Source organism: Mycobacterium sp. Aquia_216 (genome assembly GCF_026723865.1).
GTDB lineage: Bacteria > Actinomycetota > Actinomycetes > Mycobacteriales > Mycobacteriaceae > Mycobacterium.
On the sequence record NZ_CP113529.1, the window covers coordinates 1,854,712 to 1,877,010 of the forward strand.

General features: G+C 65.7%; 26 protein-coding genes. 10 read left to right on the forward strand and 16 right to left on the reverse strand.

Annotated features, from left to right (window positions below):
- Window positions 1-19: 19 nt before the first annotated feature.
- From OK015_RS08740 to OK015_RS08765, 6 genes are read right to left on the reverse strand one after another with little or no spacing between them, the layout of a single operon-like run.
- Window positions 20-637 carry a flavodoxin family protein gene (locus OK015_RS08740; RefSeq protein WP_268130761.1) on the reverse strand — a complete coding sequence of 206 codons (618 nt, stop codon included), beginning with the start codon at window positions 635-637 and terminating at the stop codon, window positions 20-22.
- Between the two features lie 39 nt (window positions 638-676).
- A complete protein-coding gene (locus tag OK015_RS08745; protein ID WP_268130762.1) occupies window positions 677-1,441 on the reverse strand; it encodes an endonuclease/exonuclease/phosphatase family protein in 765 nt (254 codons plus the stop codon).
- Window positions 1,442-1,465: 24 nt separating this feature from the next.
- Entirely contained in the window at window positions 1,466-2,092 is a 627-nt protein-coding gene (locus OK015_RS08750; RefSeq protein ID WP_268130763.1) for an SAM-dependent methyltransferase, read from the reverse strand.
- Window positions 2,089-2,859, reverse strand: coding sequence for a PIG-L deacetylase family protein (locus tag OK015_RS08755; protein ID WP_268130764.1), 771 nt, complete (start codon window positions 2,857-2,859; stop codon window positions 2,089-2,091). The genes OK015_RS08750 and OK015_RS08755 overlap by 4 nt, the downstream gene beginning before the upstream one ends.
- The gene (locus OK015_RS08760) at window positions 2,856-3,809 is read right to left on the reverse strand and encodes an acyl-CoA dehydrogenase (protein WP_268130765.1); all 954 of its coding nucleotides are present in this window, start codon (window positions 3,807-3,809) and stop codon (window positions 2,856-2,858) included. The genes OK015_RS08755 and OK015_RS08760 overlap by 4 nt, the downstream gene beginning before the upstream one ends.
- Entirely contained in the window at window positions 3,806-4,531 is a 726-nt protein-coding gene (locus OK015_RS08765) for a glycosyltransferase (RefSeq protein ID WP_268130766.1), read from the reverse strand. Before OK015_RS08765 ends, OK015_RS08760 begins: the two co-directional genes overlap by 4 nt.
- A 96-nt stretch (window positions 4,532-4,627) precedes the next feature.
- On the opposite strand from OK015_RS08765, the gene OK015_RS08770 reads away from it, so the two are divergent.
- A complete protein-coding gene (locus tag OK015_RS08770; protein ID WP_268132554.1) occupies window positions 4,628-5,203 on the forward strand; it encodes a nucleotidyltransferase in 576 nt (191 codons plus the stop codon).
- An 11-nt stretch (window positions 5,204-5,214) separates the two neighbouring features.
- Here OK015_RS08770 and OK015_RS08775 read toward each other — a convergent pair whose 3' ends face one another.
- The 6 genes from OK015_RS08775 to OK015_RS08800 all read right to left on the reverse strand — a co-directional run bounded on the left by OK015_RS08775 (window position 5,215) and on the right by OK015_RS08800 (window position 8,985).
- A complete protein-coding gene (locus OK015_RS08775) occupies window positions 5,215-5,472 on the reverse strand; it encodes a DUF7218 family protein (RefSeq protein WP_268132556.1) in 258 nt (85 codons plus the stop codon).
- A 105-nt stretch (window positions 5,473-5,577) separates the two neighbouring features.
- On the reverse strand, window positions 5,578-6,633 hold the full coding sequence (locus tag OK015_RS08780; RefSeq protein WP_268130767.1) for a DNA topoisomerase IB: 1,056 nt from the start codon (window positions 6,631-6,633) through the stop codon (window positions 5,578-5,580).
- A gap of 120 nt (window positions 6,634-6,753) precedes the next feature.
- Window positions 6,754-7,152: a heme-binding protein gene (locus OK015_RS08785; RefSeq protein WP_268130768.1), complete on the reverse strand. Its 399-nt coding sequence runs from the start codon at window positions 7,150-7,152 to the stop codon at window positions 6,754-6,756.
- Between the two features lie 316 nt (window positions 7,153-7,468).
- Entirely contained in the window at window positions 7,469-7,819 is a 351-nt protein-coding gene (locus OK015_RS08790) for a hypothetical protein (protein WP_268130770.1), read from the reverse strand.
- A gap of 25 nt (window positions 7,820-7,844) precedes the next feature.
- Window positions 7,845-8,549 carry a TetR/AcrR family transcriptional regulator gene (locus tag OK015_RS08795; RefSeq protein WP_268130772.1) on the reverse strand — a complete coding sequence of 235 codons (705 nt, stop codon included), beginning with the start codon at window positions 8,547-8,549 and terminating at the stop codon, window positions 7,845-7,847.
- Entirely contained in the window at window positions 8,533-8,985 is a 453-nt protein-coding gene (locus OK015_RS08800; RefSeq protein WP_268130774.1) for a hypothetical protein, read from the reverse strand. Before OK015_RS08800 ends, OK015_RS08795 begins: the two co-directional genes overlap by 17 nt.
- Before the next feature lie 115 nt (window positions 8,986-9,100).
- Between OK015_RS08800 and OK015_RS08805 the strand changes: the two genes are divergently transcribed.
- Entirely contained in the window at window positions 9,101-9,964 is an 864-nt protein-coding gene (locus OK015_RS08805; RefSeq protein ID WP_268130776.1) for a helix-turn-helix transcriptional regulator, read from the forward strand.
- Between the two features lie 9 nt (window positions 9,965-9,973).
- Window positions 9,974-10,351: a nuclear transport factor 2 family protein gene (locus OK015_RS08810; RefSeq protein WP_268130778.1), complete on the forward strand. Its 378-nt coding sequence runs from the start codon at window positions 9,974-9,976 to the stop codon at window positions 10,349-10,351.
- A 24-nt stretch (window positions 10,352-10,375) separates the two neighbouring features.
- Here OK015_RS08810 and OK015_RS08815 read toward each other — a convergent pair whose 3' ends face one another.
- A complete protein-coding gene (locus OK015_RS08815) occupies window positions 10,376-11,716 on the reverse strand; it encodes a flavin monoamine oxidase family protein (RefSeq protein WP_326498526.1) in 1,341 nt (446 codons plus the stop codon).
- 220 nt (window positions 11,717-11,936) lie between these two features.
- Between OK015_RS08815 and OK015_RS08820 the strand changes: the two genes are divergently transcribed.
- On the forward strand, window positions 11,937-12,896 hold the full coding sequence (locus OK015_RS08820; protein ID WP_268130780.1) for an alpha/beta fold hydrolase: 960 nt from the start codon (window positions 11,937-11,939) through the stop codon (window positions 12,894-12,896).
- Here the strand turns inward: OK015_RS08820 and OK015_RS08825 are convergent.
- Window positions 12,891-14,237: a flavin monoamine oxidase family protein gene (locus OK015_RS08825; RefSeq protein ID WP_268130781.1), complete on the reverse strand. Its 1,347-nt coding sequence runs from the start codon at window positions 14,235-14,237 to the stop codon at window positions 12,891-12,893. The genes OK015_RS08820 and OK015_RS08825 overlap by 6 nt on opposite strands.
- Window positions 14,238-14,422: 185 nt before the next feature.
- Here OK015_RS08825 and OK015_RS08830 point away from each other — a divergent pair, with 185 nt between their 5' ends.
- From OK015_RS08830 to OK015_RS08845, 4 genes are all read left to right on the forward strand, one after another.
- Window positions 14,423-15,661 (forward strand): MFS transporter, encoded by a 1,239-nt coding sequence (locus tag OK015_RS08830; RefSeq protein ID WP_268132558.1) that lies wholly within the window; start codon window positions 14,423-14,425, stop codon window positions 15,659-15,661.
- Window positions 15,662-15,666: 5 nt separating this feature from the next.
- On the forward strand, window positions 15,667-17,019 hold the full coding sequence (locus tag OK015_RS08835; protein WP_268130783.1) for an LLM class flavin-dependent oxidoreductase: 1,353 nt from the start codon (window positions 15,667-15,669) through the stop codon (window positions 17,017-17,019).
- Window positions 17,020-17,178: 159 nt separating this feature from the next.
- Window positions 17,179-18,318, forward strand: a complete 1,140-nt coding sequence (gene nnhA, locus OK015_RS08840; RefSeq protein ID WP_268130785.1) for a 2-nitroimidazole nitrohydrolase — start codon at window positions 17,179-17,181, stop codon at window positions 18,316-18,318.
- A 46-nt stretch (window positions 18,319-18,364) separates the two neighbouring features.
- Window positions 18,365-19,075, forward strand: coding sequence for a GntR family transcriptional regulator (locus OK015_RS08845; protein WP_268130787.1), 711 nt, complete (start codon window positions 18,365-18,367; stop codon window positions 19,073-19,075).
- On the opposite strand, the gene OK015_RS08850 is transcribed toward OK015_RS08845, so the two are convergent.
- Window positions 19,072-20,187 carry a hypothetical protein gene (locus OK015_RS08850; protein ID WP_268130788.1) on the reverse strand — a complete coding sequence of 372 codons (1,116 nt, stop codon included), beginning with the start codon at window positions 20,185-20,187 and terminating at the stop codon, window positions 19,072-19,074. The genes OK015_RS08845 and OK015_RS08850 overlap by 4 nt on opposite strands.
- On the reverse strand, window positions 20,187-21,320 hold the full coding sequence (locus OK015_RS08855) for a phosphotransferase family protein (protein ID WP_268130789.1): 1,134 nt from the start codon (window positions 21,318-21,320) through the stop codon (window positions 20,187-20,189). Before OK015_RS08855 ends, OK015_RS08850 begins: the two co-directional genes overlap by 1 nt.
- A gap of 56 nt (window positions 21,321-21,376) precedes the next feature.
- Here OK015_RS08855 and OK015_RS08860 point away from each other — a divergent pair, with 56 nt between their 5' ends.
- A complete protein-coding gene (locus OK015_RS08860) occupies window positions 21,377-21,979 on the forward strand; it encodes a TetR/AcrR family transcriptional regulator (protein ID WP_268130790.1) in 603 nt (200 codons plus the stop codon).
- Window positions 21,976-22,107, forward strand: a complete 132-nt coding sequence (locus tag OK015_RS08865; RefSeq protein WP_268130791.1) for a hypothetical protein — start codon at window positions 21,976-21,978, stop codon at window positions 22,105-22,107. The genes OK015_RS08860 and OK015_RS08865 overlap by 4 nt, the downstream gene beginning before the upstream one ends.
- The last annotated feature ends 192 nt before the right edge of the window (window positions 22,108-22,299 follow it).

Consider the following 22,299-nt stretch of genomic DNA (forward strand, 5'->3'; position numbering starts at 1 on the left):
GTCTGCTTGCGTGCCAACGTCATTCGTAGGGCGGATATTGTGTGGACTTCAGGGCGCGGGCCAGATGCGCGGCATTGCGCGCGGCCGCAGCCGTCGCCGAAGCCACCGCCTCGGGGACCTCGTCGAGATCGTTGTAATCGGTCGACTCCATGGCCGCGCCGTTCCAGTAGGTACAACCCTGGGCGGGGATGCTGTAACCGACGTCGTTGAGGGCTTGGAACAAGTCGGCGACGGTTTTGTGCGCCCCGTCCTCGTTTCCGACCACGCTGACGATCGCGACCTTGCCGGCCAACGAAGGACGGCCCTGCTCATCGCTGTTGGATAGTTCGGCGTCCAAGCGCTCCAACACTCGCTGCGTCACGCTTGAGGGGTGGCCGAGCCACACCGGGGTGCTGACCAGCAAGATGTCGGATTCGAGGATCTGGCTGCGGATTTCCGGCCACTGGTCGCCGTCGCCCATATCGGACTCGACACCAGGGGCGATGTCGTAATCCACACACCGGATCGCAGCGCACGCGACACCCTGGTCCCGCAACGTCGCGAAGACATGCTCGGCGATCAGCTCGCTGCTCGACGGCGCCGGGCTGGGTTTGAGGCTGCACACCAGGGCCAGCGCTCGCAGCGGTGTCGGTGACATAGCGGGGCTCTACCCGCTCACCAGGCCGTGAAACGGCATTCACCCGTGGTCGAGGTCGACCACCAGCGGCCGGTGGTCGGAGATCGGCATCAGCTCAGCCTCGGTGACGCCGCCGCGCAGGCTGCGGTCGTCGGTCAGGATGTGGTCGAGCTGGCGGTCGGGAGCCGCCGCCGGGAATGTCGCGGCTGTCGCGAGCGGCCGCATGCCCGACCAGCGGTGCACTGCCGGGGGAGTCATGTTGAGGTCCCCGATCAGCAACCGGGGCCCCGGGAAGCCGCGCAGGTCGTGAATCAGGTGAAGCAGCTGGCGCCGATTCCACCCGGGCACAAAGGACAGATGCGTGTTGGCCACGGTGAGCGGACCCAGCGGTGTGTCCAGCCGGGCGATGACCGCCGCCCGTGGCTCTTCGTCGACGATCATCAGCCGGTTGGGGCCGGGCAGATACATGGGGAATCGGATCGGAATCCGGGGCAGTCGCACCACTTGCCAACTGGCCACGGGGAATCGGGACAGCAGCGCGATCCCGTATCCCGCAGTCCCGGGTTGTTCGTCGCCGGTCGCGGCCATCCACGTCGCGCCGGGAGTGCCGGAGATCGCGGCCACAAATCGGTGTTCGATCGCTCCCATCGCTTCGGCGGCCAATGCGGTGAGGTCGGCGCGAGAGGAGCGGGCTTGGTCACAGTCGACTTCTTGCAAGGCGAGTATGTCCGGATCCAGCTGGCGGACACAGTCCCGCAACCGCTGCGGATCCACCCCGTCGCCCACGGTGCGGCCGTGCAGGATGTTGAAGGTCGCTACGCGCATAGGGTCCCGATACCCACTTTTGGGCTAGTGGGCTCCTGGCACCTTGTCGCGCGTTGCCACCGACCGGCCATCACCCATGTCGAACACCTCGATGACGACGTCGCGGTCCTGATAGCGGCCCAGCGATATCAGTCCCGGTGTTCTCGCGATGACGGTGTGGGCCGCGTCTCCGGTCAGCGGATAGTCGGCCACGGGGTGACGCCAATGTGCGGCAACCACGTTCGTGCCGGGCTGCAACCGAGCGCATTCGCGTTCCAATACGCCGGCCAGTGCGTCGGCCTCGAGGTAGTAGGCGACTTCGCTGAGCACCAGTAAATCGAAGGGGCCGGGTGGCCACGCCGCGTCCAGGGACGAGCGGTCCAGCGTTACGCGGTCCCGGCAGCCTGCGTGCTGGAGTCGCACGTCGGCGCTGCGCACCGCCGCCTCGGCCACGTCCACCGCGGTCACGTGGTCGCAGCGCAGTGTCAGCTGCGCGGTCAGGGTGCCGATCGAGCAGCCGGGCTCGAAAGCGTGCCGGTACCGGCGATTGGGCAGCATAGCCAGGGTCATCGCGTACTTGCGCTGCTCGTACCACCGCGTCGACAGATGCCACGGATCGTCGGCGTCGGCATACATCTGGTCGAAATAGACGTCGGGAAGGCGCCTGCTCATCGGAACACCACCTCACCCAACGCCATCAGACGCGGCAGCACGAACGACGGCAGCACGGGCGGCGAGCCGGTGCTCGACTCGAACTGGCTGCGAAAGCATTGCGCGGCACGGCGTTTGCGAAGAACCGCCCAGTCGGGCGCGGGCAACGAGCGTGCACGGTCCCATGGAACCGCGGGATCGTTCGGAGACGCCCAGTGCCACATCCAGATTGGATATTCCAGCAGCACGGCGTCCGTGCGTGTGCAGGCGGCGGCCGCGGCGCGTCCGACGGCCTCGTGATCGGGATGTCCGTCGCCGCGCCACGTAGCCGCGCACCAGGGCCGCGAGGCGGAGGCGGCCAGGATCTCGACGAGCGAATCGGCGAGCTTACCCTCGTGGTCGGCCAGCTGACCGTCCGGCAGGCCCAGCGACACGACTGAGGGAGCCCCTAAAACACCTGTCGCTCTGCGTAGTTCGTGCTGCCGCGTGGCCGCCATACGGCCCCGGTCCGACGGAGACGCACCGGGCTGCGCGGCTCCGCCATCGCTGACCGACACCACCTGCACATCGACTGCCGATTCGACCAGTCGGGCGATGGTGGCTCCCAGGCCGAGAGTTTCGTCATCGGGGTGGGGCGCGACGACGACCAGGCCCGGACACTCGGTGAAATCCAGTGGCGCCAGGGGTTCCCGGTTGAGGGCAGCGAGCCACACCGGCGCCGGTGTGCCACCGTGGGTCAGTGGCTTGGCCGCAAACCGTGCACAGTTGCCAGTCGATACGGTGCTCACGTCGCTCTCAGCGCATGGTTTCCCGCCAGCCGCCCGAGCGCGGCCAGATCCCGCTCGGCGTGGCTCTGGCGTATGTAGATGCTCAGGTCGGCCACCCGCTGGGCATGCCGGCTGTCTTGGCACAGGGGGCCGGGGCCCAGCGCGCGGCCGGTGCGGGTGATCGCCTCATCGGCAGCGTGTTCCACGATCGCGCGAACCTGGCGTGCGATCAGTTCGGCGCTGTCGGACCGGTCGAACGGATCGGCATCGACCTGGGCTGCCGCGGTGGCCAGTATTGCGTCGCCTGCCGCAAGCGCGGCATCGACCGCGCCAAGATGTGCCAACGAGTGTGCATCCGCTGATTCGCTTGCGGCGTGGCGATATAGCGGCTCGGCAACCTTGCGCGCACCGCCGAGCCAACAAGCGGCAACACCGATCGCACCGTGCCAGAAGCCTGGCCGGCTCAAGTACTCACCGGGCTCGCCGACGGCGACAGCGTGGGCATGGGTCAGCTGCACCGGCCGGGTATCGCTTCCGGCCATCCCGGCGTTCCACCACGTGGATGGCAATGCCTTGACCGCGGGGTCGACGACCGCTACCGCGAACAAGCCCCGGCTTCCGTCGTCCAGTCGTGCGGTGACGAGTGCGTGACTGCAGAATCCGGCTCCTGAGCACCACGCCTTGGTGCCCTCGAGGGTGAACGCACCCTTGACATTGGTGGCCGTCACCACCGCATCGGATGATTCGGCCGCCCACACACCCCACAGCTGTCCGAGTTCGGGTGGTTTGCCACCCAATTCATCGAGGATCGCGACGGCGTCGACGTGAGCCTCGGCGATGCGGGCCGCGACGATGTCTTCTTCGGCAAGCACGGCCAGGCGTCGCCAGCGTTCCAGCGTGCGCCCCGACGCGGGTTGTGGCAGGTCGAGTCGTCCCGAATCCAGCCAGTGCTTGATCAATCCCGCCGTCACGCGCGATCACCCGCCGCCGATCTCCCCAGTCGCCTTAAATAGTGCGCGAATCCGTGCGGGGCGCGAGCCTGGATTCGTGCCGAGGTGATGACCGATAAGTCGGTGTCGCGGTGAATGCGATAGCCGGCGGCCTCGAAGCGCTCGACCAGATCGACATCCTCTCCGGAGGCAAGCGCGTCAAAGCCACCGACCCGCCAGTAGGCGCGGGCGCTGAAGCCCATGTTGGCGCCGTGCACGTGGTCGTGCTGCCCATCCCGATTCGCGGAGTACGACTCGTAGGCTTGCAGATAGCGTTCAGCGACGTCTCGGGAGTGCTGGCACCAGTTAGTGACGCGCACTACGCCCAGGACCATGTCCGCTCCGAGGCCGAGCTGGTGGATCAGCCAGCCCGGGTCCACCCGGCTGTCGGCATCGGTGGTGGCGTACCAGCACTCGTCGTCATCGCGACACAGCGAGCGGCCATAGCCGAACCCGGCCGCCCGCGCGGCGCCCACATTGTGGGCATCGACGCTGATGAAGTGCACATCTGGCCCGTACTGGCCGGCCAGTCTGGCGCTGTCGTCGTCGGTTGCGTCCAGCACGACGATTATCGATACCGGAATCGGCAAGCACAATGCGCTGGTCAGCAGCGCGCGTAAACACGCTGGGAGATGCGCTTTCTCGTTATGCGCGGGAATCACCACGACAGCCCGGTCGTAGATGCGAAGTGCTGACGCAGACATACCTGGCGATTGCCCGATTCGCCGCTCTTTAAACAGATGACGAACGAGGTGCATTCCGGGTTGCGCACCCTGTCGGCAGGGTATGACCAAGTCACGATGGCGTTCACGCAGACCCCACCAGATTCGCAGAACTGCCCGGCGCAACTGCGCGAGGCGCTGCGACGTGCCGCGTCGGCGCTCAAGGAGAATGGGCCACGCTTCGCTTTGGCCGGGAGTTACGCGTTATGGGCTTACGGCGCACCTGAACCCAGTCATGACGTCGATCTGGTGGTTGCCGAATCCGATGTGGCGACGGCAACCGCCACCCTGCGGGACGCCGGGTTCGACATCGAGCATCCGCCCGAGGATTGGCTGTTCAAGGCTCGCCGGGCAGACACATTGGTGGACGTGTTGCACCGCATCAACGGTGTTGCGGTGGACGCGGGCACCTTGGATCGCGCCGAGCAGCGCGAGGTGCTGGCAATCTCGATGCCGGTGCTGCCGCCCACCATGGTGCTCACCCAGAAACTGCGCGCCCTCAACCAGCATCACTGCGATTTCGCGAAACTGCTGCCCGGCGTTCGAGCCATCCGCGAACACTTGGACTGGGATCGGATCATCAAAGACACCGATGCCAACGACTACGCGGCCGCCTTTTTGGTGCTCGCCGAACGGCTTGGCCTCACCGGCTGACCGCCACCGATTCAGTGGTTGCGCAGTTTGGAAACCAGCTTGTCCTTAGTCAGGCCGGAATATCCGGACATGCCAAGCTCTTTAGCGCGCTTCTTCAATTGCGGAACTGTCCAGTCGTCGTAGGACCCGGCCTTGCCACCCTTGCGGCCGACCGCGGACGTGCCGCGTGCCGCGGCAGCGTTGGAAATCCGGGCCGATTTTTCCTCGGAATTGCCCTGCTTGCGCAGGTCGCGATAGAGCTTTTCGTTTTTGATCGACGGGTTCGGCACGATATTCACCCTCCAGTCGTTTTGGATGCCTTGTCTGAGGATGCCCCACCTGGGGGTGGTGAAACCCCGAGCATCTGGACCGGCCGGGATTTCAGTGCGGCGCAGTTAGGCGCTTTTGGCCAGGCCGGATAATTGGGATGCACCGCCAGCCTTGGCCACCCGGCGGATCAGTAGGCGAGTCGCTTTCTCCAGGATCTCCTGGGCGGCATCGGGACGGCGCGCTCGCTCAGCTCGCTGGGTGGCCGCGGCGATGGTCAGTCCCTGCTCATAGCCGGTGACGACACGCGGATCCACGTACGAACCGCGAGCCACCGCGGGAGTGTTGCCGAGCTCCTGTGCGACCTCCTTCATCACCGCCGCCTCGACGCGTTTGACCACGCGTTGGGAGACAGGGGGATCCGCGTCGGTGAATGCGGCGGCCGCCAGCACCGTCCCGTGCCACGTCCGCAGGTCCTTGACCGTGAATTCGTCGCCGACGATTTCCTTGAATCGGGTATTGAGGTCCTCGGCCCGCACGTCCATCCATCCGGATGCATTGCGGTACACCAGCAATCGCTCACCGCGTTCGCCGCGCCGCATCAGCGAACGCACCGCGCGGACCACTCCGGCGTCCTCGACCGCCACGGTGCGCTGCACGCCGCTCTTGGCGGGGTAGTCGAATTCAACCGCATCACGATGCACGGTCACGTGGTCACACAGCAGGGTGGCAATTCCGTAGGACTCGTGTTCCTCGGCGTATTGCTCGCCTCCTGAGCGGAAGTAGCCTCGGTCCAGCAAGCGCAGCCCCAGCGCCAGCACGCGCTCCCGCGACGCACCACGGCGGCTGAGGTCATCCACGATGCGAACGCGGAAATCCGGCAACCGGGTCGACAGGTCGAGGACGCGGTCGAACTTCTCCTCGGCGCGTTCCTGCTGCCACGCGGAATGGTAGAGATACTGGCGTCGTCCGGCGGCGTCGGTGCCGACGGCCTGGATGTGGTCGTTGGGGTGCGGCGAGATCCACACCTTCTGCCATGCCGGTGGAATGACCAGCTCCTTGATCCGCTGCCGGGCGGCATCGTCGGCCAACAGGTTGCCGTCGGGGCCGTAATAGGTGAAACCCGTGCCCCGGCGTTTGCGCGCGATCCCGGGCCCGCCGAGCGCGCTTCGACGCAGCCGCATCCTCGCCTCCCAGTCCTATTGGCTGACTGGGAATTACCCGCCCCCGAGATGATTCACACCAGCTGCTCGCAAATGCAAAACGACCCGCCACGGCTTGGTGGCGGGTCGTTGCTGGCGCAATCAGCCGGCCATGAACTCGTGGTAGGCCGATTCCAGATTGCCCGGCAGCGCCGATACGTTGCACTGACGCTCGGTGTCCCCGATCGGCGACAGGATCCCGCGCAGGTCGTAGTACTCCTGCGGATGCGCGGTGAAGTAGCCGCGCAGGTTCGACGCGGCCTCCGCCCGTGGCTGTCCGTAAGCGGCACTGACCACCTGGTTGGCTCCCGGGTGAGCGGCGAGGTACTGCTCTGCCGCGCCCTGCACCGAGGAAACCGTGGCGTTGACGCCTGCGGGGCTGCAGTCGGGTGCCGCAACCGCCGCGGGTGCGGCGACGATGCCGATGGCCATTCCCCCGAGCAGGCAGCCGGCGCTGATGCCGGCGACTCGCCGCCGCGCGACGATACTGCTGGAATTCATGATCAGTGTTGTCCTTCGAATCGGTCCCAGTGGATTCGCGGGGACTCCCGATTCCCCTGAATCCAAGGTAGCTGAGTTACACGCCGGCAATGCTGGGCCGGCGCCAGTAGCTAACGGCCGGATCGACGGCAGGTCTCGTCGCTATCGCGTCCATACAGTAAACACTGCCACGTCGTGACCTAATCGTGACCAGCTGAGGCGGGTACCAGCAAAATCCCCTTACGGTTCCAAATGGGCATCGATTACCCCGGAATACCTCACGGCAAAGATATCCGTCGTTGCCAGCTGGCGCGCGCTGCGGTGCGGTCGGGGCTTATCAATGATGCGGAACAACGGAGTTGGCCAGCTGTGCGCCGATCGCGACCGCGACGATGATCAATAGCAGTGCGATGGTTGGCCACACCCACATGATCCGCTTGCGCGCCGCCGCGATGATGATGCCGCCGACGGCGACGATCGCCGCGATCCCGACGCCACCCCACGTCACCGCGTAGGCCCAGTCGAGGGCCGACGTGTCGCAGTTCTTGCCGGTGCACGAATCGGTGGCCATCACGAAAAAGAAGGAATACGAAACGGAGAGAACCCCGGCGATCGCCGCGAGCACGAACAGGATGATTGTGGCGACGGTGTCGGCCTTCGAGCGCTGGTTTGTCTGTGGTGCCGTCATGTATCAGCTATGCCCAATCGGCGCCTCAGTAATCACGCGGTAAAGGCGCGACCATCATCTCGACCTGGGCCCGGCTGAGCACGGTGATACTGCCGTCGGGTAGACCGAGAACGCGGTCGACGGCCAGCCCGTGCAGCTTGAACCTGGCGGTCAACACATCGATGGCATGCTCCCTGCCAGGGGCGTCGGTGGCGTCGACGATCTGGACCACATTGGAGCTGGTGCGTGCGGCCAGGCCCTGAATGATGTCGGCGACACCTTCAGGATCGAAGGTGTGGAAGACGCCCTCGGCTACTCCGTCGGCGATCACTCGCGTCAGGAACGGTCGGCTCAGCTCTTCGCCCGCCGCGACGATGCGTCCGTACAGATGTGCGTTTTCGGGTCGTAGCAGCGAGATCATCGCCGCCAATTGCTCGGGTGTCCCCGTCTGCATCTTGACATCAAAACCGGCTTGCAGCAGGGTGTTCAGTCGATCCAGGGCGTTGCCGCGGCACCGGGCAGTCGCTTCTTCGATGGCCGCGAGTTGAAGGCGGGCGCTGCGTTCGGCCAGCATCGTGATCAGCGCTTCCTTCGACGGAAACCAGTGGTAGAAGGCCCCTTTGGAGACGCCGGCATCCGCGATCAGATCGTTGAGGCTGACATTGTCGTAGCCGCGCGCAACGAACAGCGCCGCCGCGCGGTCCAGAATCTCGGCACGGCGAATGTCGGGATGCTTAACTACTCGCGGCATTCGCGCGATCCTGCTCGGCGGGCTTCGCGATCCAGCCCACGTAGGTCAGGTACGCGCCGACCAATGCCAGCACGCCGAAGATGACGCGCACCATTGGCAAGGCGGTGTGCTCGAGAGACTTGCCGGCCGAGTCGTAGACGTCCGGAATGGCCAGGATGAGGATTCCGCGGACGGCGAGGAACCACCCCAGCAGCGACACCAGAACCGCTGCGACACTTCGCCAAGACTGGTGAAACGCGATGATGACGCTGCCCCACATCAGCAGAATCGCCCCAAGCTCCCACTGCCACATGGGATCACGACTGAATTCGTCCAGCAGCACCGGCATCTGCGATGCCGCTCGGACGGCGATGATGGACGGCACGATCAAGAAGAACGGCCCGAACGCGCGCGCGAACATTCGGGTACGAATCTGCGAGGGGTCTGGCTGGCTCATTGCTACCTCCAAAAGGTGAACGCCGGTACAGTAACCGACCAGTGGTCGGTATGCAAGACCGGTGGTCGGTTGGCGGCGCACGCGTGTTTGGCCGCTGTCGGGGTATCCCGACGGAGTGAACTTCGCCCAGGACATCAAGGACTTCTTGATGACCCGGCGCGCGCGAATCACACCCGAACAAGTGGGCTTGCCCCCGGGCCGGCGTCGCCGCGTGCCCGGATTGCGGCGTGCAGAAGTCGCTCAACTGGCCGGCGTGAGCATCGACTACTACACGCAGGTCGAGCGGGGAAATGTAGCCGGCGTCTCCGCCGACGTGCTGCGCGCCATCGCCCGCGCCCTCCGACTCGGCGAGGCGGAGGAGACCCATCTGTTCGATCTTGTTCGCGCAGCCACCGGCAAGGGCGATCGGACCCCTTCGGCGCGCACCGCGGGGGCGACCATGCCGGACGGGGTGCAGGAATTGCTGGACAGCATGGTCACCGCGCCGGCGATCGTGATCAACGGCCACCTCGACCTGATAGCCGCCAACGCGCTCGGGCGTGCGCTGTACGCACCCGTCTTGGCCGGAGCGAAGGCGATGCCGAACCTGGCCCGGTTCATGTTTCTCGACGCCACCGCCGATCAGTTCTTTCCCGACTGGACCCGCGAAGCAGACGATGTGGTCGCGCTGCTCCGCGCCGAAGCGGCACGCTCGCCCGACTCGCCGGCCGTCTCCGTCCTTGTCGGTGAGCTCGCTACCCGCAGTGAGCGATTCCGCACCAGCTGGGCGGCCCACAATGTCAAGGCACATCGCCACGGCGTCAAGCGATTCCGGCATTCCGTCGTCGGGGAACTGTCGCTGACCTACAACGTCTTCGATATCACCGGCGTCGGCGGGCTGTCGTTGATCGGCCATAGCGCCGAATCGCGGTCACCATCCGACGAAGCACTGCGGCTGCTGGCCAGCTGGACCGCGTCAAAGCAACGATCGCGCAGCTAAGATCGCCGGGTGTCGATTGCGTTGCTTCGTGAGATGTTCGATCGGATGGTCGTCGCAAAGAATGCCGAACTCATCGAGCGCTATTACCATCCCGACTTCGTGATGACCTCGGACGGGTTGACGCAGACTTTCGCCGAATTTCGGGACAGCCATCGCGAGATCTACACCACCGGAATCAGCTACGCGATCGAATACGACGAGCAGGCGTGGGTCCAGGCCGAAGACAAGGTCGCCGGCCGGGTGTGGATCACCACGTCACGCCCGGAGGAGGAGCCGACCCGAATCGAGGTCGTGCTTATCGCCGCGTTCCGCGACGGCCGGATCCACCGAGTCTGGGAGACGACCTGGCCAAGCTGGCGCAACGTGACCGCGCTGGAAAACTATTGAAAGTCTTCGTGTTTCGCGGCGCCACTAACCTTTGAGTCGCTGGATCAATTGGTCGGCGACGTTGCGGCCGCTGAGCACGGCCCCGATCACGGTGGACGGATTCTTGACATCGACCGCCTCGCCCGCCAGGTAGAGCCGGTCGCCGATCGGTTCCTGCAGGCGCCGGCGGTCTTCGAGACCGGAACCGGGTGCGTGGAATGAGTAGCTGCCCCACGCATACGGGTCGGTGCTCCAACTCGATGTGCGGACTTCCACCGGGGTGATGCCGCCGAACAGCTGGCGAGCGATGGGCAGCGCCCGGGCCGTCACATCAGCGACCGACGACGTCTCCACCCCCCGGCCGCGGTCGCCGGCATTGAATGCCACCACGATCGGCCCGGCGGCGCTCGACAACGTGAACCACTGTGCCCACGCGCCCGGGTCGGTACCCATGAAGAGATAAAAGGCGTTGTCCGTCTTCCACGTTCGCTGGTCGAATCGGAAGAAGCTTTTGGACAGCACGCCGAATCCCAGCGCGTTCACCGCGCGGGCATGTCCCTCGGGCAGCGGCGGGTCGAAGGCTATCGAACCGGCCTTGAGCACCCCGAGGGGAACGGTGACAATCGCGGCGGGCCCTTCGAACGATTGGTTTCCGGCGTGCACGACGACGGCGTCGTCTCGTCGGGTGATCGCAGTCACCGCCGTATTGAGGACGATCTGAAGGCCATCGGCGAGTAACTTCGGCAGGGCGTCGTACCCGTTGGTGATGACGGCTTGGTCCCCGTCCGCGTAATCACCGGCGTCAAATGTCGTGGCGGAGAGCTGGTCTGCGCCGGCCGCGTATTCGTCCTCGATCTCGGTGGCGACGAAGAACGCCAGCTGGGCGCGGTCCGAGGTGGAAAGCTGTTCGCGTTTGGCCGCGGCGTCGACGGCGGCACCGACACTCCCGCCGTTGACCCGGTCACAAGCCCGCTCGACGAAGGTGCGCCAGGGGTCGGGGTCGTAGTCCATCGGCGCGAGCCGGGGATCCACCGCCAGCTTCGCCCATCCGTTGTAGTCGGTCGGGATGACCTGGGCCCGCGCCTTGCGGGCCAGGTTCATCATCGGCCCGTTGGCCGTGCCATGGATCCAGGACGCGCCCATCTCGATCGGCACGCCCCAGTCGCGGTTGGTATAGACGCGGCCGCCGATACGATCGCGGGCCTCGATCAGGCGCACCGGCCATCCCGCGTCGACCAGACTGCGCGCCGCGGCAAGCCCCGCCATGCCGGCACCGACGATGAGGACCGACTGAGTGTCCGGCTTGAGCTCCGGCGGCGGTGGTGGCGGCGCCGAATGATGACCCGATGGGCAGGCGGCCACCAGGCCACCAGTGACCGCGCTCATCGTTGCTGTGAGCAACGCCCGACGCGACATCGGGGACATGACAATCAGCCTCTCACACGGTAACCGGTGCCGTGCCGCGGTTTGCACGTTACCGAAGAATTGTGTGCTGCGATTCGGCGCGCGGGCTTTGGTGAAATTGCATTGTTGGACGCCCGTGCCGATATAGGATCGCTGCATCCAGAGTGCGGCGACGGAGCCGTGTTCGAGGGGGGAGCTGGCGATGAGTGCTCGGCGATCGACACCTGTGTTAGACCCACTGCCCGAGGTATTGCCGCCGAGCCGCGCTCTGACCGTCCGCGCGGTCGACGGCACCCCGCTGCACACGGAAATCTTCGGGCCGGCCGACGGCTATCCGATTGTGCTGACCCACGGCATCACCTGCGCGATCCGAGCGTGGGCGTACCAGATCGCGGACTTGGCCGCCGATTATCGGGTTATCGCTTTCGACCACCGCGGGCATGGCCGCAGTGGCGTTCCGCGGCGCCGCGACTACAGCCTCAAACACCTTGCGTCCGACCTGGATTGCGTGTTGGAGGCGACGGTGGCGCCGCATGAGCGCGCCGTGCTGGCCGGGCACTCGATGGGCGGCATCACTATCGCCGCGTGGTCGGCGCGTTACCGCCACAAGGTCCACCGGCGCGCCGACGCCGTCGCATTGATCAACACGACCACCGGCGACCTGGTCCGCCAGGTGAAGCTGTTGTCGGTGCCGGGCCAGTTGTCACCGGCGAGAGCGATGGCCGCCCGGCACGTCATCAACACGTTCGGTGGCTTACCGATTCCGAGTGCGGCGCTGTACGCCAGTCGCTCGTTTGTCGCGATGCTGGCGGTCGGAAAGGGTGCCGACCCGAGCGCGGCGAAACTCATCCACGAGTTGTTCGCGCAGACATCGCCCGCCGGGCGCGGTGGTTGTGCGAGGACGCTCGTCGAAGCGCTCGGCTCGCGCCACCTGGACCTGTCCGGGTTGACGGTGCCGACGCTGATCATCGGCAGCGAACACGATCGGCTGACGCCTATCGGCGCGTCCCGCGAGATCGCCCGGACCGCGCCCAACGTCGTCGGCCTTATCGAGCTGCCGGGCGGCCACTGCTCGATGTTGGAACACCATCGTGAGGTCACCGGCCAGCTGCGGTTGCTGGCCGAATCCGTGACCCTGCCGGTCGCGCAGATCAGCTCATAGCAGGGCGGTGACCTCGGCGGCCGCTCGCTGGCCGGACCTGACGGCTCCGTCGAAAAAGCCGGTCCATTCGTCGGCGGTCTCGGTACCGGCCCAGTGAATCGGCCCGACCGGTTCGCGCAGCCACGGCCCGAACCGCGTCCATGATCCCGGCGGTACCGCCGCGGTCGGGCCGCCCGGAGCGAAATCCTCGGTGCCCCAACGATGATCTACATAGTCGAGAGGCTTGAGCGCCTCGTCGCCGAACAGGGACGCGAAGCAACGCAACGCGTCGCGGCGGCGCTGATCGGTGGGCAGTGAGTCGAACGCCCGGGCGTCGACAAAGCCCAACAGGATGCCCGGCCCGTCGGCGTGCGGGGTTACGTCGAAGGTGATGAACACCGGGCCCTTGTCGGAGAGCGCTTGCCCCGAGAACCCGTTGGCCCGCCAGAACGGCGTCGAATACGCGGCGAAAGCCTTGCTGAGCCGGCCCTGCGGCCATTGCCCGGCCAGTTGTTGGTACTGCGCGGGTAGCGGGGGAGCGAACTCGATGGATGCCCGATGAGCCGGCGGGATCGCGACGATGACGAACCCGGCGTCGGCCGCACCGCGGTCGGAAGTGACCGTGACGCCCGAACCGTGCCTCTCGATGCGGCGGACCGGCGCGTTCAGCACCACACGCGCGCCCAGTTCGTCGGCCGCGGCCCGGGCGATCTGCTGGGTACCACCCGGGAAATGATCCTGCTGGGCGCCGTCCTCGACGTCGAGCATCCGGTCCAGACCACCCGCGGCGCGTATGTAGCGCACCGCGTGCAGCATCGACACGTCGTCGAGTTCGCATCCCCAGGTCACCCGGGCCATGATGGCCATCAGGTCGCGAGACGAAGCGGTAGCGCGCACCGAGCGCAACCACTGTCCGAACGACAGGCCGTCAAGCTCGGGGGCGCGGCGCGCATCCCACGGCGTGTCCACCGCAATGCTGCGGGCGATTCTTTCGAATTGCCAACGCAGCCTGCCGATATCGAGCAAACCGGTCAGCGAAAGCTTGGGGATGGTGCCCTGGTATGACCGGGTCCAGCCGCGCCAGTGGATGACGTTTTTGCCCGCGTGGTGAGTAGGTATGGTCGGGATCTGCAGCTCGGCCGCCAGCGCCAGCACAGCGTCCTGGGTCGGACCCACGAACGCGCCGCCCATATCCACCGGCAATCCGGCGACGCTACCGGTGAACGAACGCCCGCCGACGCGGTCTCGGCCCTCGAGGACAACGACGTCATGACCCTGTCGCGCCAGCTCTCGCGCCGCGGTGAGGCCGGCAAAGCCAGCGCCGACCACCACAACATCGATGCTCCAGGACGGCCTTGTCACGTCCTCTAGTCAACCGCATCATCAGGCGCCGGCGGTAGCGCGGTCGGCGCGGACGTTCGCCTCACGGCGATAGCAACCGTATGCCGCCGTCGATGTCGCGGCTAATCTGCGATTACGTGATCACCACTGAGGCGGCCGCTACTGCCGACACGAGAACGCAGCTACGAACTGTAGCTCTGGGCAGCATGATCGGCACCACGATCGAGTGGTACGACTTCTATTTGTACGCGACAGCGTCGGCGCTCGTGTTCAAACCGCTGTTCTTTCCTCATGTCTCGTCGACGGCGGGAACATTGGCCTCCTTTGCCACCTATGCGGCAGGCTTCGGGGCCCGGCCGATCGGCGCCGTCATCTCCGGCCACTTCGGGGACCGGTTGGGGCGCAAGGCCGTTCTCGTCGTCGCCCTGCTCACGATGGGTCTCGTCACGACCGCGATCGGGCTGCTGCCCACCTACGCTCAGGCGGGGCTGCTTGCCCCGGCACTGCTCGCGGCGCTGCGGGTGCTGCAGGGGCTTGCGGTGGGTGCAGAATGGGGCGGTGCCGCCGTGCTATCGGTCGAACATGCGCCCCCCGGGCGCCGTGGACTGTTCGGCAGCTTCACCCAGCTGGGTTCGCCCGCCGGCATGTTGCTGGCGACGTCCGTCTTCTATCTGACCCGCAAGATCGCCGGTAGCGCGGCGTTCCTGGCGTTCGGGTGGCGGATTCCTTTTCTGTTCAGTGCCGTTCTGGTGGGGCTCGGGTTGTTCATCAGGCTGCGGCTCACCGACGCCGCGGTGTTCGACCGCGTCAAAAAGCGCGATGAGCTCTCGGCGCTTCCGGTGCTGGATGTGCTGCGCAGCCAGCCTCGTAATGTGTTGATTACTACCGGGTTGCGAATGTCTCAGATCGCGCTGTTCGTATTGCTCACCACGTATTCGCTGACCTACCTGCAAGATTCGTTCGGCAAGGGCAGTGGGGTCGGTTTGATCGCGGTGCTGATATCGTCGGCGCTCGGTTTGGTCAGCACGCCAGGCTGGGCAGTGTTGTCCGATCGCTTCGGTCGGCGGCCGCCCTATTTGTTCGGCGCGGTGGCCGGGGTGGTGGCCCTGGTGTTGTTCTTCGTGGCCGCGGCAAGCGGGTCGGCAATCGCTGTGGTGTTCGCGATTGTGTTCGGCGTCAACGTCGTTCATGACGCGATGTACGGGCCGCAGGCCGCGTGGTTCGCCGAACTCTTCGACACCAGGGTGCGTTACAGTGGATCGTCGCTGGGTTACCAGATCGGGGCCGTGCTCTCGGGCGGGTTCGCGCCGCTGATCGCGGCGGCTCTGCTGGTCGCCGGTGGCGGTAGGCCGTGGTTGATCGTGGGGTATTTCGCGGTACTGGCGGCAATCACAGTCGCCGCGGCTTATGCGGCACGGGAAACGTATGCGGATCAGATCGAGTGAGCGCGATGAGCAGGATCTACCTGAATGCCTTCGACATGGCGTGTGTCGGGCACCAGTCGGCGGGGCTGTGGCGTCACCCTGAGGATCAGGGTTACCGATATCGCGAACTCGGCTATTGGACCGACCTGGCCCGAATCCTGGAAGCCGGTGGCTTCGATGCGCTATTTCTCGCCGACGTGCTCGGCGTCTACGACGTCTACGGCGCGTCTCGCGATGCGGCAGTCCTCGACGCTGCGCAGTTCCCGGTCAACGACCCGACTGCCGCCGTCTCGGCGATGGCGGCGGTGACCGAGACGCTGGGCTTCGGGATCACGCTGTCGCTGACCTACGAGCAGCCCTACGCGCTGGCACGCAGGTTGTCGACGCTGGATCACCTCACCGACGGGCGCGTGGCGTGGAACATCGTCACCTCGTATCTGGACAGTGCGGCGCGCAACCTCGGCCTGGACGCCCAGATCCCGCACGACCAGCGCTACGAGATCGCCGACGAATACCTCGAGGTCTGCTACAAGCTGTGGGAAGCGTCGTGGGAATCCGACGCGGTGGTGCGCGATCCCGCGCGCGGAGTGTTCACCGACCCGGCCAAGGTGCACGACATCGAGCACAAGGGACGCTACTTCTCGGTTCCGGGTCCGTTCTTGTGTGAACCGTCGCCACAGCGCACACCGGTGCTGTTCCAGGCCGGCGCCTCGCCGCGCGGTGTCAAATTCGCCGCCGCCAATGCGGAAGCCGCGTTCATCTCCGGCCCGACTCCGCAGATCGTGCGCGGCCCCGTGCGCGCGCTGCGGGAGGCCGCTGCCGCGTTGGGCCGGGACCCCCGCTCCATCAAGGTGTTCACCATGGTGACCCCGGTGGTCGCCGAGACGCACGAGCAAGCGCTGGCGAAGCTGGCCGAATACCGCCAATTCGTCAGCACCACAGGTGCATTGGCTTTGTTCGGCGGCTGGACCGGGGTCGACCTGGCCGAGCTTGGTGACGACGATCCATTGCGCTACAGCGAGACCGATGCCAACCGGTCCGCGCTGGCCTCCTTCACCACCGACGAGCGAACATGGACGGCGCGGGAACTCGCCGAAGAGATCGGCATCGGCGGTCGTGGCCCGGTGCTGGTGGGTTCGCCCACCGAAGTCGCCGACGAACTCGAGCGTTGGGTCGACGAGGCCGACGTCGACGGATTCAATCTCGCCTACGTGACGACCCCCGGGACGTTCGTCGACTTCGCGAGACTGGTTGTGCCCGAACTGCGTCGGCGCGGGCGGGTACCAGAGCACGTCGCACGCGCCACGTTGCGCGAACGGCTCGGCGGTAGGGGGCCGCTATTGCCGGACGATCATCCCGGCGCGGGGTACCGGCGCTGAAGACGTTCGGCGCGAAAAAGCTACGGCGCAACTCGTCCGGGCCCACGCCAAGGTGGTTGACAAATGATCGATCATTGCGCAAAGTAGGCAGCGCGAGGCCGATGGTCGGCCTCTCGAGCCGAAGGCAACAACATCCGCTCTACTCGAGCCGAGGAACCGATGACAGCAATAACCACGCCCAATTCCACGCGTGCCTATGACGATTGGCGTCTCGCGGATATCCCGCACTACCGGGAGGGGATCAGCACCTACGAGTTCGTGCGCGCCACGCATGAGGCGGACTACCGGACGTATCAGGCCGAGGCCGTGGCCGGGCGGTCGTTCGGCTTCAACGGAATCGGTCGGCTGACCGAGGTTGCCCTGCACATGCCGACCGAGCACACGCTCCACGACCAGAGCTCCCAGTACAAGGAAAATCCAGCGTTTTTCCAGCGACTGATGGGGGTGCCGGATCGTGGTCCCGTCGACCTCGCGGCGTTCCGGCGAGAAACCGAAGAACTGGCAACCGCTTTCGAGAATAACGGCATCATCGTGCACTGGATCGATTACCCGGAAGAGCCGACCAATCCGTACGGACCGCTGATGGGCCACGTATTCCTGTCCTGGGGCTCGATCTGGCGCGGGGGCTCCGTCATCTCGCGTTTCGGGTTCCTACCCGGCATGGTCGGGGTCAGCGAGTACCTCGCTAAGTGGGCATGGAACACGCTCAATATTCCTCCGCTTGTCGCCATCACCGAAGGCGCCATGGAGCCGGGGGCGTGCAACATGATCGCCGAGGAGGTTTTGGTCACCTGCCTATCGGCCTCCTACGATCAGCGAGGAACCGACCAGTTCGTCAACGCGATCTCCAAGACCAGTGGTACGGCCGAGTTTTACAACCTCCAACTCCGGCCCGCCGTAGAAGGCTTCTTCAATCAGGCTACTGGCGCCTGCGCCCACCCAGACATCAACATCAACGCAATCGATGTCGGGAAACTGGTCGTCTCTCCGGCGGCGCTGGATTGGGAGGCGCGTACCTGGTTGCACGACAATAACTTCGAGCTGATCGAAGCCGACCCGCAGGAGCAGCGCGACTTTCTGGCGCCATGCAACGTGCTGTTGCTCGAGCCCGGCAAGGTGATCGCACATGCGGACTGCCACACCACCAACGAGAAAATCCGCGCCGCGGGCGTGGAGGTGATCGAGGTGACCGGCACGGAGATCCGCAAGGCGTGCGGAGGCATAAAGTGCCGCGTTATGCAGATCAACCGAGAGCCGGGTCCGACTCTGCAGGACGTTCGGAACAGGGTTTGGCGTTAGACCCGGCAGCTGTGGTGCGCAGCGCGTAGCACCCTAAAGTTAAGCAGTGTCCAACACTCCCGACGCTCGGACCGAAGTCCGCGGCATGCCGCTTCGAGAACAGATTCTGGGTGTGCTTCTCGACGGGCTGATCAGCGGCCGTTGGCAGCCAGGTGACCGGATCGTTGAACGGCAGGTCGCCGCCGAATTGGACGTCAGCCAGGCCCCAGTCCGGGAGGCGCTGCGAGATCTGGAGACGCTGCGACTCGTCAGCTCGGTGCCGAACAAAGGCGCGCGGGTGCGCGACATCGGCCCGGATGACCTGTTGGAGATGTATCCGGTGCGGGCGGCCCTGGAGGGTTTGGCCGCCTCGATTGCGGTGGACAGGCTCCGCGGAGACGTGACCGCGTTGCAGCGGCATGCCGACGAGATTCGCACGGCCGCGGAGTTGGGCGACATCGGCATGCAGGTCCGCGCCGGTGTCGCCTTCCACCGCGAGATAGTCGCCAGCGCCGGTAACCGAGTTCTGCTGGCTGTATGGGAATCACTCGGAATCGAGGTGTGGACCAACCTGTCGATTCGCCTGCTGCGCACCGAGTTGCACGCTAACGCCGACGACCACACGGCGATCGTCGACGCCTTCGCGAGGCAAGATCCGAACGTCGACGCATTACTGCGCGAGCATGTGATGTCGTACTGCCACGGAAGTCCAACCGCGCCCCACGACGGCGTGACTGGAACTTCTGCGACGAATCGAAATCGGCGCCGAAAAGGCTAGGGCGCCACCGTTAACCAGTCGGCGAATCCGGACGGGTCGTGGCGGCCCAGCGCGCCGTGCTCGTAGAGGCCCCAGCCCTCGACCGGAGCCTTGTCGCCCTCGCGGCAGACCGCGCGGCCGACATGGTCGATCACCCCGAAGCCGGACCGCCCGATGATCGCCGGGTCGGTCATGTTGTACGTCAGGCGTTCGGCGAACTTCTCGCCCTTCCACATGCCGTGTATCCAGTCCGAGTCGCCGCCGTAGCCGCCACCGACGTGAATTGGCACCGGCAGTTTGGACTCGACGTCGAAGCGGACGGGGGCGCCGTCGGGAGTGATGGCGTCGATCGTGGCGCCCGTCGGAATGCGGGTGCCGGATCGGTAGTGGATCTTGACCCGGGGCCAGCCCATTTGCTCGACCCGGCCGTCGCGCCAGATGCGGGTGCAGTCGTTGAGCGAGCGGAAACCGTCGGGCTCCTCCTGAATGATCAGCACGATGGCGAAGTCGTCGAAAGCCATTGGCACGTAAAGCCACCACATGCCTTCGAAGGGCGGGTCGGCTGGCCGACCCGCCGGCTCGGCCTCACCGATCGGCCGGATGCCCCATGATCGGTCGCGGCTGCCGATCCAGGTCGCCGGGTCGACTGCGATCTCTTCGCCGTCGATCACGAGGTTCCCGCTCCAGCTGCCGAGCTGGGCGAACCGCTGTGCGTCCAGCGTGACCCGGTTGCCGGACCGTAGGACGTGCGGCTGTTCCTGGACGACGTCGAACAGGCCTTCCCAGGTGAGATCGACTGCGATGCCCTCGGTTTCGTCGAGGACAATCCGCAGCTTGCGCAGCGGTTCGATGACCTCGAGCCGGTAGCCGTTGACGTGCTGGTTGAGCCGATCCTGATCGATGGCGTCCGAAACGTGTACCGCGGTCTGAATGTCCCCGCGTCGGATGAGCACGAACGCGTCCTTCACACCGAGGTTGGGGTAGTAGCCAATGCCGCTGATCAAGAAGATGTTTCCGGTGCGGTCGTGGGCGTTGTAGTAGGACCGATCGTAGAAGTTGCGGTCCGAGGAGCCGGGCCAGGCGATCGGCTGGGGAATCTGGTGTACCGGGTACTCGTCGAGCGGTCCGAGCATTACTGGTCCTCTCCGATGAGACGTTTCATCAATCCGGCGTGGTAGAACAGCGACTCCACGTCGTCGGGCTTTTCGGTTTCGCCGAAGTGCACTCGTCGCGCACCGGTGCGCATGAACACGCAAGCCCACATCACACCCGAGTACACGTAGAACCAGCGCAGGTCACCCACTTCGACGCCGGACAGGCGCTGGTAGGTGGCGCGGACGTCTTCCTCGCGCATCACATCGGGCAATCCCGGAAGTCCTGCGAGTCCGGTGAGCTCTTGAAAAACCATGTGCGCGTAGATCATCCACGCGACGTCGAGCTCGCGCGGACCTAGGGTCACCATCTCCCAGTCCAGTACCGCCACCGGTTGGAAGTCGCGGTACAAGACGTTGCCCACTCGGGCGTCGCCCCATAGCAGCACGGGCTCACGCGCGGCCACTTCCGTCGGCCAGTTGTCTTCTAGCCACACGAATGTTCGTTCCAGCAGCGGCGATGGGCCGATGTCCGGCACCGCGAAGTCGTACCAGCCCCGCACCCAGTTGTAGTGCCGGCGCAGCGCAGTATCACCCTCGCCCTCGGAAAGGAACCCGAACGTGTTCTCCGCGTTAGGGATTGAGTGCAGCTTCGCCAGCACCCCAGTGGTGGCATCCTGGAGTTCGCGCTGCCGCTCGACGGGCGCGTCGGCGAACCAGTTGTTGCCGAACGTGTAGGGCATCACGTCGGGCGGTACCTCACCCGCGACGTAGTCCATCACGAAGAAGGGCGTACCCAAGACCTCGCCGGTGGGCTCGAGCCAGCGCACCGGCGGCACGGGGACCTCGGTGAGCTCGCCCACCTTCCGGATCACTTCGAATTGGTGGTCAAGCCGATAGGTGGGAAAGACCTGCACGTCGTCAACGCTGGGCGCGACCCGCGTCACCAGCTTCTGCTCGATCGACTGACCGCCGTCGCGCCAGCGGGCGGTCAGGATGATGGTTTCCGAGGACATGCCCGTCGAGTCGATGCCGCTCTCGACGGTGACGTCGGGCGACGCTCCGTCGGGCAGGACTGTGGACAGCCATTTCGACATCACCGCCGGCAACGTCGTGACGTCGCGGCTGGAGCGCTGAAGTCGGTCGACGTTGTCGAGCACGGGTTCATTGGCCACGGGGTGCCTCCTTCGTTGAGACCTTTCGCGGCAATTACGATACGGTAGGTAGCGTTATGAAAGCAGACCCGTCCGGCCTTGACAAGGCCCCAGGTGCCGGGCGCCCCCGGGATCCGCGTATTGACTCTGCCATCCTTGCGGCGACCGCGGAACTGCTTGTGGAAATCGGCTATTCGAACCTCACCCTGGCCGCCGTCGCCGAGCGGGCCGACACCACGAAATCGGCGCTGTATCGCCGGTGGTCGAGCAAGGCGGAATTGGTGCATGAAGCGGCGTTTCCGACCGCGCCCAGCGCGCTCGAGGCCCCGGCCGGCGACTTTGCCGCCGATCTGCGGATGATGATCGAGGCGACACGGGATGTGTTCACCACTCCGGTGGTGCGGGCCGCGCTGCCGGGTCTGGTGGCGGACATGACGGCCGACCCCGAACTCAACGCGCGGGTGATGTCGCGCTTCACCGGGCTGTTCGCCGCGGTGCGGTCACGGCTGGGCGAGGCCGTCGACCGAGGTGAAGCGCATCCCGACGTGGATCCAGACCGCTTGATCGAGTTGATCGGGGGTGCGACGATGCTTCGGATGTTGCTGCGCCCGGACGAGAAGCTGGATGACGCGTGGGTGGAGCAGACCACCGCCATCGTCGTGCATGGGGTAACGCGATGACGCAGCGACTTGCTGGGCGCGCGGCGATCGGCACCGAACAAGTGTGGGATGACCGCCTGCCGGGAACCATCGGTGAGACCGTCGGCGCCATCGAGGTGGGGGTGGGGACTGGCCGCGTCGGAAGATGAATTCGCGCGGGCGGCAGTGCAATTGACGTTCGTGGAACCGGTCACCGTCACGAGCCGCACCCTCGGCCACCGCGAGGTTCGCTACGGCAGCTTCCGGCCGTTTACGCCTGCCTAGCGATTTTCCCGCCTGACGTGCAAGTATGAATCAAGCCTGTGCCGCAACGGCAAGGAAGACCGGCGAGTGGTGTGCCA

Coding starts and splice junctions, on each gene's coding strand:
- OK015_RS08740 (WP_268130761.1), bottom strand. CDS start 637: ATGTCACCGACACCGCTGCGAGCGCTGGCCCTGGTGTGCAGCCTCAAA.
- OK015_RS08745 (WP_268130762.1), bottom strand. CDS start 1,441: ATGCGCGTAGCGACCTTCAACATCCTGCACGGCCGCACCGTGGGCGAC.
- OK015_RS08750 (WP_268130763.1), bottom strand. CDS start 2,092: ATGAGCAGGCGCCTTCCCGACGTCTATTTCGACCAGATGTATGCCGAC.
- OK015_RS08765 (WP_268130766.1), bottom strand. CDS start 4,531: ATGTCTGCGTCAGCACTTCGCATCTACGACCGGGCTGTCGTGGTGATT.
- OK015_RS08770 (WP_268132554.1), top strand. CDS start 4,628: ATGGCGTTCACGCAGACCCCACCAGATTCGCAGAACTGCCCGGCGCAA.
- OK015_RS08780 (WP_268130767.1), bottom strand. CDS start 6,633: ATGCGGCTGCGTCGAAGCGCGCTCGGCGGGCCCGGGATCGCGCGCAAA.
- OK015_RS08785 (WP_268130768.1), bottom strand. CDS start 7,152: ATGAATTCCAGCAGTATCGTCGCGCGGCGGCGAGTCGCCGGCATCAGC.
- OK015_RS08790 (WP_268130770.1), bottom strand. CDS start 7,819: ATGACGGCACCACAGACAAACCAGCGCTCGAAGGCCGACACCGTCGCC.
- OK015_RS08795 (WP_268130772.1), bottom strand. CDS start 8,549: ATGCCGCGAGTAGTTAAGCATCCCGACATTCGCCGTGCCGAGATTCTG.
- OK015_RS08800 (WP_268130774.1), bottom strand. CDS start 8,985: ATGAGCCAGCCAGACCCCTCGCAGATTCGTACCCGAATGTTCGCGCGC.
- OK015_RS08815 (WP_326498526.1), bottom strand. CDS start 11,716: ATGAGCGCGGTCACTGGTGGCCTGGTGGCCGCCTGCCCATCGGGTCAT.
- OK015_RS08820 (WP_268130780.1), top strand. CDS start 11,937: ATGAGTGCTCGGCGATCGACACCTGTGTTAGACCCACTGCCCGAGGTA.
- OK015_RS08830 (WP_268132558.1), top strand. CDS start 14,423: ATGATCGGCACCACGATCGAGTGGTACGACTTCTATTTGTACGCGACA.
- OK015_RS08835 (WP_268130783.1), top strand. CDS start 15,667: ATGAGCAGGATCTACCTGAATGCCTTCGACATGGCGTGTGTCGGGCAC.
- nnhA (WP_268130785.1), top strand. CDS start 17,179: ATGACAGCAATAACCACGCCCAATTCCACGCGTGCCTATGACGATTGG.
- OK015_RS08850 (WP_268130788.1), bottom strand. CDS start 20,187: ATGCTCGGACCGCTCGACGAGTACCCGGTACACCAGATTCCCCAGCCG.
- OK015_RS08860 (WP_268130790.1), top strand. CDS start 21,377: ATGAAAGCAGACCCGTCCGGCCTTGACAAGGCCCCAGGTGCCGGGCGC.
- OK015_RS08865 (WP_268130791.1), top strand. CDS start 21,976: ATGACGCAGCGACTTGCTGGGCGCGCGGCGATCGGCACCGAACAAGTG.